Annotated in this window: 10 protein-coding genes; 4 read left to right on the top strand and 6 right to left on the bottom strand. The window is 49.3% G+C overall.

Features of this window, described 5'->3' with window-relative positions; translation table 11 throughout:
• Window positions 1–16: 16 nt before the first annotated feature.
• The 6 genes from rpsA to EQY_RS0106915 form a co-directional block, all read right to left on the bottom strand.
• Entirely contained in the window at window positions 17–1,690 is a 1,674-nt protein-coding gene (gene rpsA, locus EQY_RS0106940) for a 30S ribosomal protein S1 (RefSeq protein ID WP_000140327.1), read from the bottom strand.
• Between the two features lie 110 nt (window positions 1,691–1,800).
• Entirely contained in the window at window positions 1,801–2,484 is a 684-nt protein-coding gene (gene cmk, locus EQY_RS0106935; RefSeq protein ID WP_000125014.1) for a (d)CMP kinase, read from the bottom strand.
• 172 nt (window positions 2,485–2,656) lie between these two features.
• Window positions 2,657–3,421, bottom strand: coding sequence for a metallopeptidase YcaL (gene ycaL / locus EQY_RS0106930; protein ID WP_010344473.1), 765 nt, complete (start codon window positions 3,419–3,421; stop codon window positions 2,657–2,659).
• Window positions 3,422–3,589: 168 nt separating this feature from the next.
• Window positions 3,590–4,873: a 3-phosphoshikimate 1-carboxyvinyltransferase gene (gene aroA / locus EQY_RS0106925; protein WP_000445177.1), complete on the bottom strand. Its 1,284-nt coding sequence runs from the start codon at window positions 4,871–4,873 to the stop codon at window positions 3,590–3,592.
• Window positions 4,874–4,943: 70 nt separating this feature from the next.
• A complete protein-coding gene (serC, locus tag EQY_RS0106920; protein WP_000057144.1) occupies window positions 4,944–6,032 on the bottom strand; it encodes a 3-phosphoserine/phosphohydroxythreonine transaminase in 1,089 nt (362 codons plus the stop codon).
• 197 nt (window positions 6,033–6,229) lie between these two features.
• Window positions 6,230–6,922, bottom strand: a complete 693-nt coding sequence (locus EQY_RS0106915; protein ID WP_000642857.1) for a DUF421 domain-containing protein — start codon at window positions 6,920–6,922, stop codon at window positions 6,230–6,232.
• Between the two features lie 129 nt (window positions 6,923–7,051).
• Here EQY_RS0106915 and ycaO point away from each other — a divergent pair, with 129 nt between their 5' ends.
• The 4 genes from ycaO (at window position 7,052) to pflA (ending at window position 13,344) form a co-directional block, all read left to right on the top strand.
• Complete coding sequence (ycaO, locus tag EQY_RS0106910) at window positions 7,052–8,812, top strand: 30S ribosomal protein S12 methylthiotransferase accessory factor YcaO (protein WP_024212448.1); 1,761 nt, start codon at window positions 7,052–7,054, stop codon at window positions 8,810–8,812.
• Between the two features lie 405 nt (window positions 8,813–9,217).
• Entirely contained in the window at window positions 9,218–10,075 is an 858-nt protein-coding gene (focA, locus tag EQY_RS0106905) for a formate transporter FocA (protein ID WP_000642547.1), read from the top strand.
• A 54-nt stretch (window positions 10,076–10,129) separates the two neighbouring features.
• Complete coding sequence (pflB, locus tag EQY_RS0106900; RefSeq protein ID WP_001292820.1) at window positions 10,130–12,412, top strand: formate C-acetyltransferase; 2,283 nt, start codon at window positions 10,130–10,132, stop codon at window positions 12,410–12,412.
• A gap of 191 nt (window positions 12,413–12,603) precedes the next feature.
• Complete coding sequence (gene pflA, locus EQY_RS0106895) at window positions 12,604–13,344, top strand: pyruvate formate lyase 1-activating protein (RefSeq protein ID WP_000111043.1); 741 nt, start codon at window positions 12,604–12,606, stop codon at window positions 13,342–13,344.
• Window positions 13,345–13,496: the final 152 nt, after the last annotated feature.

Here is a 13,496-nt window from a genome sequence, read left to right as displayed (position 1 = left end):
CCGAAGAGTCAGAGAATTACTCGCCTTTAGCTGCTTTGAAAGCTTCAGCCATTGCGTTGTTGGAGAAGTTTGCATCTTCCTGTTTGTTAACAGTTGCGATTGCATCTTTCTCGTCAGCTTCGTCTTTCGCACGAACAGACAGGCTGATTGCGCGGTTTTTACGATCAACGCCGGTGAATTTAGCTTCAACTTCGTCGCCAACGCTCAGAACCAGGGTAGCGTCTTCAACGCGGTCACGGGATGCTTCAGAAGCACGCAGGTAACCTTCAACGCCGTCAGCCAGTTCTACGGTTGCGCCTTTAGCGTCAACTGCAGTTACTTTACCAGTTACGATAGCGCCTTTCTTGTTCAGAGCAACCCAGTTGTTGAACGGATCTTCTGCGAGCTGTTTAACGCCCAGGGAGATACGTTCACGTTCTGCGTCAACTTGCAGAACAACTGCAGCGATTTCGTCGCCTTTTTTGTATTCACGAACTGCTTCTTCGCCTGCAACGTTCCAGGAGATGTCAGACAGGTGAACCAGGCCGTCGATGCCGCCGTCCAGGCCGATGAAGATACCGAAGTCAGTGATAGACTTGATTTTACCTTCAACACGGTCGCCCTTGTTGTGGGTTTCCGCGAACTGCTGCCACGGGTTAGCTTTGCACTGTTTCAGACCCAGGGAGATACGACGACGTTCTTCGTCGATATCCAGAACCATAACTTCCACTACATCGCCAACGTTAACAACTTTGGACGGGTGGATGTTTTTGTTGGTCCAATCCATTTCGGAAACGTGTACCAGGCCTTCAACGCCTTCTTCGATTTCAACGAAGCAGCCGTAGTCGGTCAGGTTGGTCACGCGACCAGTCAGTTTAGTACCTTCCGGATAACGTTTAGCGATAGCTACCCACGGATCTTCGCCCAGCTGTTTCAGGCCCAGGGATACACGGGTACGTTCGCGGTCGAACTTCAGCACTTTAACAGTGATTTCGTCGCCCACGTTGACGATTTCGCTCGGATGCTTAACGCGTTTCCAGGCCATGTCAGTGATGTGCAGCAGGCCGTCAACGCCGCCCAGATCAACGAATGCACCGTAGTCAGTGAGGTTCTTAACGATACCTTTAACTTCCATGCCTTCCTGCAGGTTTTCCAGCAGCTGATCGCGCTCTGCGCTGTTTTCGGATTCGATAACGGCACGACGAGAAACAACAACGTTGTTGCGCTTCTGATCCAGCTTGATTACTTTGAATTCAAGCTCTTTGCCTTCCAGGTGCAGAGTGTCACGCACCGGACGAACGTCTACCAGAGAACCAGGCAGGAACGCACGAATACCGTTCAGCTCAACAGTGAAGCCGCCCTTAACTTTGCCGTTGATAACACCGGTAACAGTTTCAGCATCTTCGTAAGCTTTTTCCAGCGTGATCCAGGCTTCGTGACGTTTAGCTTTCTCACGGGACAGCAGAGTTTCACCGAAGCCGTCTTCTACTGCGTCCAGAGCAACGTCAACTTCGTCACCTACCTGGATTTCCAGCTCGCCCTGGGCGTTTTTGAACTGCTCAGCCGGGATGGCAGACTCAGATTTCAGACCAGCGTCAACCAGTACTACGTCTTTGTCGATAGCAACAACAACGCCACGAACGATAGAACCCGGGCGGGTTTCGATTTCTTTTAAGGACTCTTCAAAGAGTTGAGCAAAAGATTCAGTCATGTTTAATCTTCAGGTTTATATTTAACGTCCACCTGGCTCCGTGCCGGATGGGGTTGTTTAACATACCCGCTGTCATTCCATTGCAACGGGGGTACTGCAAATTCGGTCGCTTATGCGAGAGCCAATTTTTGGCGCGCGTAGTGTAACGCTTTTTCAATTACTTGCTCAATGCTTAAGGTGGTGGAATCCAACACTAAAGCATCGGCTGCCGGAACCAGTGGCGCTACCGCTCGGTTACGATCGCGGTCATCGCGTTCTTTGATCTCGGCCAAAAGGCGTTCAAAGTTAACACTAAAGCCCTTCTCCTGCAACTGTAGCATTCGGCGATGCGCACGTTCTTCCGAAGAGGCGTCAAGGAATATTTTCACTGGCGCATCAGGGAATACCACTGTTCCCATGTCGCGGCCATCGGCAATCAGGCCCGGCAATTCGCGAAACGCACGTTGGCGACGCAATAATGCTTCACGAACACGAGGAAATGCGGCGACTTGTGAAGCGGCATTCGCCACTTCCTGAGTACGAATTTCACCGCTGACATCTTCCCCTTCGAGGATCACTTCCAGATTGCCATTGGTTGACACAAAACGTACATCCAGGTGGGATGCCAGCGGCACCAGAGCGTCTTCTGACGCCACATCAACATGGTGATGTAATGCCGCCAGCGCCAGTACGCGATAAATTGCACCCGAGTCCAGCAGATGCCATTGCAACGCTTCCGCCATAGCCTTACACAAGGTGCCTTTCCCTGCACCGCTTGGGCCATCAATGGTAATAACCGGGGCAATTGCCGTCATCTTTATCTCCTTAAAACAGGCGTACCGTTAACATAACCGCGTGCATTATACGCGTCGGCGCCACAAATCGTTAACGTTGTGTGCAAAAACCAGTTTTGTCTGTATTCAGATGGGGATTTATTGCGCAATTATAGCGGGCTGGCGAAGGACCAGCCCGAAAGATGACAATGATTTACTTACCAGAGGCGATACGATCACGGATGTGTTGCGCACGCTCTGTTGATGGTGGGTGAGAGTCAAACATGGACTGGGTACGACCGCCATCCAGGCTGGCCAGTTTTTCAAAGCTACCGACCAGTCCCTGGGTGCTGATGCCACGTTTCTTCAGCAGATCAAAGGAGAAATCATCTGCTTCAGACTCTTTATCGCGGGAGTATTTAGCATTGATAGCGCCTTCTGCGATATCACCTAATTGTGAACGGGAAAGCTGGGAAGCAACACCGCTGGTGGCGGAAATAGCATCACGTGCGGCAACGATCGCATAAGAAGCTTTCATTTCAGCCAACGAGTGACCCAACGCGACGTGACCCAGTTCATGGCCCAGAACGCCTTCAATTTCGTTGTCGTTCATCATGTCCATCAGGCCACTGTAGACACGAACACAGCCGTTCGCCATCGCCCATGCGTTGACGTCGCTGGTCATATAAACCTTATAGTTGACCGGCGTGCCATTAATATTGTTACCCAATGCTTTGGCGATTTTTGCCAGACGTTTACCGTACTTGCTGGATTTACTTGCGACTTGATTGCCGCTGTCCATTTCGGCACAGCCCTGATTGGCAATCGCTTTTGCATCGGCATCGCTTAACGTTACAGCTTTATAGGCATTTAAACCGGAGCTGATGGCCAGATCGGTATTAATACCATGCGTATTCTGACACCCCGTCAACAATGCTGCAGAGGTCGCAATCGCCAGCAGTAATTTAGTATTCTTCATGTGAATCATCCGTTGATTAATCATATATAAATATTATGTATCAACAACTTACATTGACAGTTAACGCTACCATCAATAAAAATGGTTCACAATGTCCGAAAAAAAACGCCGACAATGTGTCGACGTTTTGATAAAGAAAGATTTGGCTATTTATTGCCCATCGTTTATTCAGGCAGCCTGGCTAATCCGCGCCAGTTGCTCGAAATAATCCGGAAATGTTTTGGCCGTACATTTTGGGTCAAGAATCGTCACCGGCGTATCTGACAAGGCCACCAGCGAAAAACACATCGCCATCCGGTGATCGTTATAAGTGGCTATCTCGGCAAAATTCAGTTTTTCCGGCGGCGTAATGCGAATAAAATCATGCCCCTCTTCTACTTCCGCACCAACTTTACGCAACTCTGTTGCCATCGCAAACAGGCGATCCGTCTCTTTTACGCGCCAGTTATAAATATTGCGCAGCGTGGTGGTGCCTTTCGCAAAAAGCGCCGTTGTAGCAATGGTCATCGCCGCATCGGGAATATGGTTCATATCCATATCGATGGCGTTCAGTTCACCATGCGTGCAGGAAATATAATCATCGCCCCAGCAAATGGTCGCGCCCATTTTTCCCAGCACATCAGCAAAGCGAATATCACCCTGCATACTGTTGCGTCCAATGCCGGTCACTTTTACGGTGCCACCTTTGATCGCTGCTGCTGCCAGGAAGTAAGACGCAGAAGAGGCATCGCCTTCTACCAAATAAGTCCCCGGTGACTGATAAGACTGCCCGCCTTTTACGACAAATTGTTGATAGTGCTGATTTTCAATTTCAACACCAAACGTCTTCATCAGGTTGAGCGTGATGTCGATATAAGGTTTAGAAACCAGATCACCTTTAATACGAATAACCGTATCTTCCGACGCAAGCGGCACGGTCATTAACAGTGCGGTGAGGAACTGGCTGGAAACGGAGCCATCAACTTCTACGTTGCCCCCCACAAAACCCCCCTGTAAACGCAGCGGTGGGTAATTCTCTTGTTCCAGGTAAGTAATTTTCGCCCCGCCCTGGAGCAGCGCATCCACCAGATGGCCAATCGGGCGCTCTTTCATGCGAGGCTCACCCGTCAGAACAATATCATTACTTCCCAGACAAAGTGCCGCCGCCAGCGGGCGCATCGCAGTCCCTGCATTACCCAGGAACAACTCCAGCGCATTTTCCGCGTGTAATGGGCCGCCGTTACCGATGATTTCGCAGCGCGTACGCTCGGCAGAAAGCGTATAGCTCACTCCCAATGCCTGCAACGCATTCAGCATATGACGAACATCATCGCTATCCAGCAGATTGGTTAATACTGTTTTGCCGTGTGCTAATGCCGCCAGCAATAAAGCGCGGTTAGAAACGCTCTTGGAACCAGGCAGATTAATAGTGCCATCGACACGGGCGATGGGGTGTAACGTCAGGGATTCCATGAACTCAACTCTCTACAACCGAAATAAAAACCCCACAGTCTGGCTGTGGGGATTAAGCAAATTTTAGGCATTAGCCGTGACGACGTTCGAACTCAACCATGAAATCTGTCAAAGCTTTAACGCCTTCCAGCGGCATCGCGTTATAAATAGAAGCGCGCATTCCGCCGACTACACGGTGACCTTTCAGAGCATGAAGACCAGCGGCAAAAGACTCTTCGAGGAACAGCTTGTCAAGCGCACTATCTGCTAACTGGAACGGCACATTCATCCGCGAACGGTTAGCTTTCGCCACATCATTACGGTAGAAATCGCTGTTATCAATCACGCCATACAGCAGTTCTGCTTTTTGCTGATTGATATTATCCATTGCAGCCACACCACCGTTCGCTTTTAGCCATTTGAAGACCAGGCCAGATAAATACCAGGCAAATGTTGGCGGCGTATTAAACATGGAGTCGTTATCGTTGAGGATGGAATAATCCAGAATCGACGGGCAGGCGATATTTGCTTTACCCAGCAAATCTTCGCGAACAATAACGATCGTCAGGCCAGCCGGGCCGATATTTTTCTGCGCGCCAGCGTAAATCACGCCATAACGGCTGACATCAATCGGGCGGGAAAGAATCGTTGAAGAAAAGTCGGCAGCGACCACCACATCTTTGCCGAAGTCTGGCGTTTCGTCGATGGCGATACCGTCGATGGTTTCATTCGGGCAGTAATGCATATAAGCAGCATTATCTGAGAGTTGCCATTCACGCATTGGCTTAACCGCGCGCAGGCCATCAACAGTCACTTTGGCGTCAAACACATTTGGCGTGCAGTATTTTTTCGCTTCTTTGATGGCGCTTGCCGCCCAGTAGCCGGCATCAACATAATCTGCGGTGGTTTTATCACCAAGAATATTCAGAGGTACAGCAGCAAACTGACCGCGACCGCCGCCGTGACAGAATAATACTTTGTAATTGGAGGGGACGTTAAGAAGATCGCGAAAATCCTTCTCGGCTTCCTCTGCAACCTGAATGAATTCTTTGCCACGGTGGCTCACTTCCATCACCGACGTGCCAAGACCGTTCCAGTCGCGCAGTTCCTGTTGAGCCTGTTTAAGCACCTCTGCCGGTAGCATTGCCGGACCAGAACTAAAATTGAAGATTTGAGCCATTTCCCCTCACCACGTTGCGTTGCTATTAACCCCGGTCAATCGATTGCGACCGCAGGTAATATGTTATTCCTGTGGCTATCGGTTTTATCATTCAGTGACACGCATCGCAATGGGTAAAACCGTTGAGAGCAAAAATGCGGTACGCGTCACACAATAGAAAATCTCGGATTATTGGAAAAAAACCGATATTTTTGCTGTCAGGTCACTCGTTTTGCCCGACTTGCCTTCGTCCATTCTGGATTTGCACAGCGCGGACATAATTGTTTTTCACCCGCCTTCATGTGAATGATTTCACTGCAACGGATGCAGGCATAGTCCGCCGACTCCGGCACCACTTTATAACGCTGGGTACAATCACTGGGTAAAATAAGTAACCCCGGCTTCACCTTGTCATCTTCAAAGAAATAGACGCTGATTTCACCGTTGGTTTCAAGAATAGCCAGGCGTACCTGTCCCAGTTGTTCTACACCACGCAGTCGCAGCTCCATAAAAAACTCAAATTCCGTCATGTTGGAGTTATTGAGTTTCGACCAGGCCAGTTCGCCATCTTCAATAATGACAACCGGCTTGCCCTCCAGCAGATCTTCCAGTTTCTCACTGTGCGCCATCAGCCACATCACAAGGCGGTATAACAACGCCAGGGTAATGAAGACGATAAGCACCGGGATCATCGGCACATCGTCGTAAAACGCCACATCCCCTGCTGCCGACCCCAGTGTCAGAATGATTAACACTTCAAACAGCGACATTTGCCGCACTCCACGCCTACCTGTCATTTTAAGAAACAGAAAGACCAGTACAAAGGTATAGAGACTGCGTAGAGCGACTTCGCCAAGAAAATCCAGCGGCACTTTATCGAATGCCATACGGTGGAGATCGAACGCCTTCATTTTTATGCTCTTATCGTAATTTATCCGCTAAAAGCATAGTCAACAGTTCACCGGCGTGGCGGCGGTGATAGCGCCTTTGAGATAAAACCCGTATTATTGCGCGCTTTCCGTACGACTAAAGTGATTTTCATGACACAAACATTTATCCCCGGCAAAGATGCCGCCCTGGAAGATTCCATCGCTCGCTTCCAGCAAAAACTCTCCGACCTCGGTTTTCAGATTGAAGAAGCTTCCTGGCTGAATCCGGTGCCTAACGTCTGGTCTGTACATATTCGCGACAAAGAGTGCGCGCTGTGTTTTACCAACGGTAAAGGCGCAACCAAAAAAGCGGCGCTGGCTTCTGCTCTGGGTGAATATTTCGAGCGTCTCTCAACCAACTACTTTTTTGCTGATTTCTGGCTGGGCGAAACTATCGCCAACGGTCCGTTCGTCCATTATCCCAACGAAAAATGGTTTCCACTAACCGAAAACGACGATGTGCCGGAAGGCCTGCTTGATGACCGTCTGCGCGCATTTTACGACCCGGAAAATGAATTGACCGGCAGTATGCTGATTGATCTGCAATCAGGTAATGAAGATCGCGGTATATGTGGCCTGCCGTTTACGCGCCAGTCTGACAATCAGACCGTTTATATTCCGATGAATATTATCGGTAACCTGTACGTTTCCAATGGTATGTCCGCTGGCAATACCCGCAACGAGGCGCGCGTTCAGGGGTTGTCCGAAGTTTTCGAACGCTACGTGAAAAACCGCATTATTGCTGAAAGCATCAGCTTGCCGGAGATCCCGGCAGAGGTGCTTGCGCGTTATCCGGCTGTAGTTGAAGCGATCGAAACACTGGAAGCGGAAGGTTTCCCAATCTTTGCTTATGACGGCTCGCTTGGCGGTCAGTATCCAGTGATCTGCGTTGTACTGTTCAACCCGACCAATGGCACTTGTTTTGCCTCCTTCGGCGCGCATCCTGATTTTGGCGTTGCACTGGAACGTACCGTGACCGAGCTGCTGCAGGGTCGTGGCCTGAAAGATCTGGATGTGTTTACTCCGCCGACCTTCGATGATGAAGAAGTCGCCGAACATACTAACCTCGAAACGCACTTTATCGATTCCAGCGGTTTGATCTCCTGGGATCTTTTCAAACAAGATGCCGATTATCCGTTTGTGGACTGGAATTTCTCTGGCACCACTGAAGAAGAGTTTGCCACGCTGATGGCTATCTTCAACAAAGAGGATAAAGAAGTTTATATTGCCGATTACGAGCATCTGGGCGTTTATGCTTGCCGCATTATCGTGCCGGGTATGTCCGATATTTATCCGGCAGAAGATCTGTGGCTGGCAAATAACAGTATGGGCAGCCATTTACGTGAAACAATTCTTTCGTTGCCAGGCAGTGAGTGGGAAAAAGAAGATTACCTGAACCTCATCGAACAACTGGATGAAGAAGGTTTTGATGACTTTACCCGCGTGCGTGAGCTGCTGGGTCTGGCGACCGGCTCAGATAACGGTTGGTATACCCTGCGTATCGGTGAATTAAAAGCAATGCTGGCACTGGCTGGCGGCGATCTGGAACAAGCTCTGGTCTGGACTGAATGGACGATGGAATTTAACTCATCGGTGTTCAGTCCGGAACGCGCCAACTATTATCGCTGCCTGCAAACATTGTTATTGCTGGCGCAGGAAGAAGATCGCCAGCCGCTGCAATATCTGAATGCCTTCGTTCGTATGTACGGCGCAGACGCGGTAGAAGCAGCCAGTGCGGCAATGAGTGGCGAAGCGGCGTTTTATGGCCTGCAACCGGTAGATAGCGATCTGCACGCGTTTGCGGCGCATCAGTCGCTGTTAAAAGCCTACGAAAAGCTGCAGCGCGCCAAAGCAGCATTCTGGGCAAAATAAAATCAAATAGCCTACGCAATGTAGGCTTAATGATTCGTCTGAGTTATATTACGGGGCGTTTTTTTAATGCCCCGCTTTACATATATTTGCATTAATAAAATAATTGTAATTATAAAGTTAAATATCGGTAATTTGTATTTAATAAATACGATCGATATTGTTGCTTTATTTGTCTGATGCTCCCTTTTAATTAACTGTTTTAGCGGAGGATGCGGAAAAAATTCAACTCATTTGTTAATTTTTAAAATTTATTTTTATTTGGATAATCAAATATTTACTCCGTATTTGCATAAAAACCATGCGAGTTACGGGCCTATAAGCCAGGCGAGATATGATCTATATCAATTTCTCATCTATAATGCTTTGTTAGTATCTCGTCGCCGACTTAATAAAGAGAGAGTTAGTGTGAAAGCTGACAACCCTTTTGATCTTTTACTTCCTGCAGCAATGGCCAAAGTGGCCGAAGAGGCAGGTGTCTATAAAGCAACGAAACATCCGCTTAAGACTTTCTATCTGGCGATTACCGCCGGTGTTTTCATCTCAATCGCATTCGTCTTCTATATCACAGCAACTACTGGCACAGGCACAATGCCCTTTGGCATGGCTAAACTGGTTGGCGGCATTTGCTTCTCTCTGGGGCTGATTCTTTGTGTTGTCTGCGGAGCCGATCTCTTTACTTCTACAGTGTTGATTGTTGTTGCCAAGGCGAGTGGGCGCATCACCTGGGGTCAGTTAGCGAAAAACTGGCTGAACGTCTATTTTGGCAATCTGGTCGGCGCGTTGTTATTTGTGCTTTTAATGTGGCTTTCCGGCGAGTATATGACCGCCAATGGTCAATGGGGACTTAACGTCCTACAAACCGCCGACCACAAAGTACACCATACTTTTATTGAGGCTGTCTGCCTCGGTATCCTGGCTAACCTGATGGTATGCCTGGCGGTATGGATGAGCTATTCTGGCCGCAGCCTGATGGACAAAGCGTTTATCATGGTGCTGCCGGTCGCGATGTTTGTTGCCAGCGGTTTTGAGCACAGTATCGCAAACATGTTTATGATCCCGATGGGTATTGTAATCCGCGACTTCGCATCTCCGGAATTCTGGACCGCTGTCGGTTCTGCACCGGAAAATTTTTCTCACCTGACCGTGATGAACTTCATCACTGATAACCTGATTCCGGTTACGATCGGTAATATTATCGGCGGTGGTTTGTTGGTTGGGTTGACATACTGGGTCATTTACCTGCGTGAAAACGACAACCATTAATGGTTGTCGAAGTACGCAGTAAATAAAAAATCCACTTAAGAAGGTAGGTGTTACATGTCCGAGCTTAATGAAAAGTTAGCCACAGCCTGGGAAGGTTTTACCAAAGGTGACTGGCAGAATGAAGTAAACGTCCGTGACTTCATTCAGAAAAACTACACTCCGTACGAGGGTGACGAGTCCTTCCTGGCTGGCGCTACTGAAGCGACCACCACCCTGTGGGACAAAGTAATGGAAGGCGTTAAACTGGAAAACCGCACTCACGCGCCAGTTGACTTTGACACCGCTGTTGCTTCCACCATCACTTCTCACGACGCTGGCTACATCAACAAGCAGCTTGAGAAAATCGTTGGTCTGCAGACTGAAGCTCCGCTGAAACGTGCTCTTATCCCGTTCGGTGGTATCAAAATGATCGAAGGTTCCTGCAAAGCGTACAACCGCGAACTGGATCCGATGATCAAAAAAATCTTCACTGAATACCGTAAAACTCACAACCAGGGCGTGTTCGACGTTTACACTCCGGACATCCTGCGTTGCCGTAAATCCGGTGTTCTGACCGGCCTGCCAGATGCTTATGGCCGTGGTCGTATCATCGGTGACTACCGTCGCGTTGCGCTGTACGGTATCGACTACCTGATGAAAGACAAACTGGCACAGTTCACCTCTCTGCAGGCTGATCTGGAAAACGGCGTAAACCTGGAACAGACCATCCGTCTGCGCGAAGAAATCGCTGAACAGCACCGCGCTCTGGGTCAGATGAAAGAAATGGCTGCTAAATACGGCTACGACATCTCTGGTCCGGCTACCAACGCTCAGGAAGCTATCCAGTGGACTTACTTCGGCTACCTGGCTGCTGTTAAGTCTCAGAACGGTGCTGCAATGTCCTTCGGTCGTACCTCCACCTTCCTGGATGTGTACATCGAACGTGACCTGAAAGCTGGCAAGATCACCGAACAAGAAGCGCAGGAAATGGTTGACCACCTGGTCATGAAACTGCGTATGGTTCGCTTCCTGCGTACTCCGGAGTATGATGAACTGTTCTCTGGCGACCCGATCTGGGCAACCGAGTCTATCGGTGGTATGGGCCTCGACGGTCGTACCCTGGTTACCAAAAACAGCTTCCGTTTCCTGAACACCCTGTACACCATGGGTCCGTCTCCGGAACCGAACATGACCATTCTGTGGTCTGAAAAACTGCCGCTGAACTTCAAGAAATTCGCCGCTAAAGTGTCCATCGACACCTCTTCTCTGCAGTATGAGAACGATGACCTGATGCGTCCGGACTTCAACAACGATGACTACGCTATCGCTTGCTGCGTAAGCCCGATGATCGTTGGTAAACAAATGCAGTTCTTCGGTGCGCGTGCAAACCTGGCGAAAACCATGCTGTACGCAATCAACGGCGGCGTTGACGAAAAACTGAAAATGCAGGTTGGTCCGAAGTCTGAACCGATCAAAGGCGATCTCCTGAACTACGATGAAGTGATGGAGCGCATGGATCACTTCATGGACTGGCTGGCTAAACAGTACATCACTGCACTGAACATCATCCACTACATGCACGACAAGTACAGCTACGAAGCCTCTCTGATGGCGCTGCACGACCGTGACGTTATCCGCACCATGGCGTGTGGTATCGCTGGTCTGTCCGTTGCTGCTGACTCCCTGTCTGCAATCAAATATGCGAAAGTTAAACCGATTCGTGACGAAGACGGTCTGGCTATCGACTTCGAAATCGAAGGCGAATACCCGCAGTTTGGTAACAACGATCCGCGTGTAGATGACCTGGCTGTTGACCTGGTAGAACGTTTCATGAAGAAAATTCAGAAACTGCACACCTACCGTGACGCTATCCCGACTCAGTCTGTTCTGACCATCACTTCTAACGTTGTGTATGGTAAGAAAACGGGTAACACCCCAGACGGTCGTCGTGCTGGCGCGCCGTTCGGACCGGGTGCTAACCCGATGCACGGTCGTGACCAGAAAGGTGCTGTAGCGTCTCTGACTTCCGTTGCTAAACTGCCGTTTGCTTACGCTAAAGATGGTATCTCCTACACCTTCTCTATCGTTCCGAACGCACTGGGTAAAGACGACGAAGTTCGTAAGACCAACCTGGCAGGTCTGATGGATGGTTACTTCCACCACGAAGCATCCATCGAAGGTGGTCAGCACCTGAACGTTAACGTGATGAACCGTGAAATGCTGCTCGACGCGATGGAAAACCCGGAAAAATATCCGCAGCTGACCATCCGTGTATCTGGCTACGCAGTACGTTTCAACTCGCTGACTAAAGAACAGCAGCAGGACGTTATTACTCGTACCTTCACTCAATCTATGTAATTAGATTTGACTGAAATCGTACAGTAAAAAGCGTACAATAAAGGCTCCACGAAAGTGGGGCCTTTTTTAGCAAGAGAGCCTTTTTTGTCAGCTATCTATACTTTAAGGTAACTGCCAAAACAGACTCGACGTAGCCTTCGAGCTGCGCACCAACACGGCCTCAGATGGGCCACATCTGGAGAAACACCGCAATGTCAGTTATTGGTCGCATTCACTCCTTTGAATCCTGTGGAACCGTAGACGGTCCAGGTATTCGCTTTATCACCTTTTTCCAGGGCTGCCTGATGCGCTGCCTGTATTGTCATAACCGCGACACCTGGGACACGCATGGCGGTAAAGAAGTTACCGTTGAAGATTTAATGAAGGAAGTGGTGACCTATCGCCACTTTATGAACGCTTCCGGCGGCGGCGTTACCGCATCCGGTGGTGAAGCAATCCTGCAAGCCGAGTTCGTTCGCGACTGGTTCCGCGCCTGCAAAAAAGAAGGCATTCATACCTGTCTCGACACTAACGGTTTTGTTCGTCGTTACGATCCAGTAATTGATGAACTGCTGGAAGTGACCGACCTGGTAATGCTTGATCTCAAACAGATGAACGACGAAATCCACCAGAATCTGGTGGGCGTTTCCAACCATCGTACACTCGAGTTTGCTAAATATCTGGCGAACAAAAATGTGAAAGTCTGGATACGTTATGTCGTAGTACCTGGCTGGTCTGACGATGACGATTCAGCTCATCGCCTCGGTGAATTTACTCGCGATATGGGTAACGTCGAAAAAATCGAGCTCCTCCCCTACCATGAGTTAGGCAAACATAAGTGGGTGGCGATGGGCGAAGAGTACAAACTCGACGGTGTGAAACCACCGAAAAAAGAAACCATGGAGCGCGTAAAAGGGATTCTTGAGCAATATGGTCATAAGGTGATGTTCTAAAACATCATATTTCGACCTGGGCCCCTTCCTTTAGTAGTAATGAGTAAATCAGCGTTGAGAACATGCTCGACGCTGATTTACTAGACTTAATTTCCGAGATTTAACCTTCTGATTCTACCTCGTTACCAGTCGGCGTAAGGTATCAGCGGCTG

The sequence above is a fragment of the Escherichia sp. TW14182 genome, assembly GCF_000208525.1.
Taxonomy (GTDB): domain Bacteria; phylum Pseudomonadota; class Gammaproteobacteria; order Enterobacterales; family Enterobacteriaceae; genus Escherichia; species Escherichia ruysiae.
Note: the sequence above shows the minus strand (reverse complement) of the source record. Positions and strands in the feature narration are given on the sequence as shown.

What these genes read in the sequence shown, in the direction of transcription:
- pflB (WP_001292820.1), top strand. Translation starts at nt 10,130, where the DNA reads ATGTCCGAGCTTAATGAAAAGTTAGCCACAGCCTGGGAAGGTTTTACC.
- aroA (WP_000445177.1), bottom strand. Translation starts at nt 4,873, where the DNA reads ATGGAATCCCTGACGTTACACCCCATCGCCCGTGTCGATGGCACTATT.
- ycaL (WP_010344473.1), bottom strand. Translation starts at nt 3,421, where the DNA reads ATGAAGAATACTAAATTACTGCTGGCGATTGCGACCTCTGCAGCATTG.
- ycaO (WP_024212448.1), top strand. Translation starts at nt 7,052, where the DNA reads ATGACACAAACATTTATCCCCGGCAAAGATGCCGCCCTGGAAGATTCC.
- serC (WP_000057144.1), bottom strand. Translation starts at nt 6,032, where the DNA reads ATGGCTCAAATCTTCAATTTTAGTTCTGGTCCGGCAATGCTACCGGCA.
- cmk (WP_000125014.1), bottom strand. Translation starts at nt 2,484, where the DNA reads ATGACGGCAATTGCCCCGGTTATTACCATTGATGGCCCAAGCGGTGCA.
- EQY_RS0106915 (WP_000642857.1), bottom strand. Translation starts at nt 6,922, where the DNA reads ATGAAGGCGTTCGATCTCCACCGTATGGCATTCGATAAAGTGCCGCTG.
- rpsA (WP_000140327.1), bottom strand. Translation starts at nt 1,690, where the DNA reads ATGACTGAATCTTTTGCTCAACTCTTTGAAGAGTCCTTAAAAGAAATC.
- pflA (WP_000111043.1), top strand. Translation starts at nt 12,604, where the DNA reads ATGTCAGTTATTGGTCGCATTCACTCCTTTGAATCCTGTGGAACCGTA.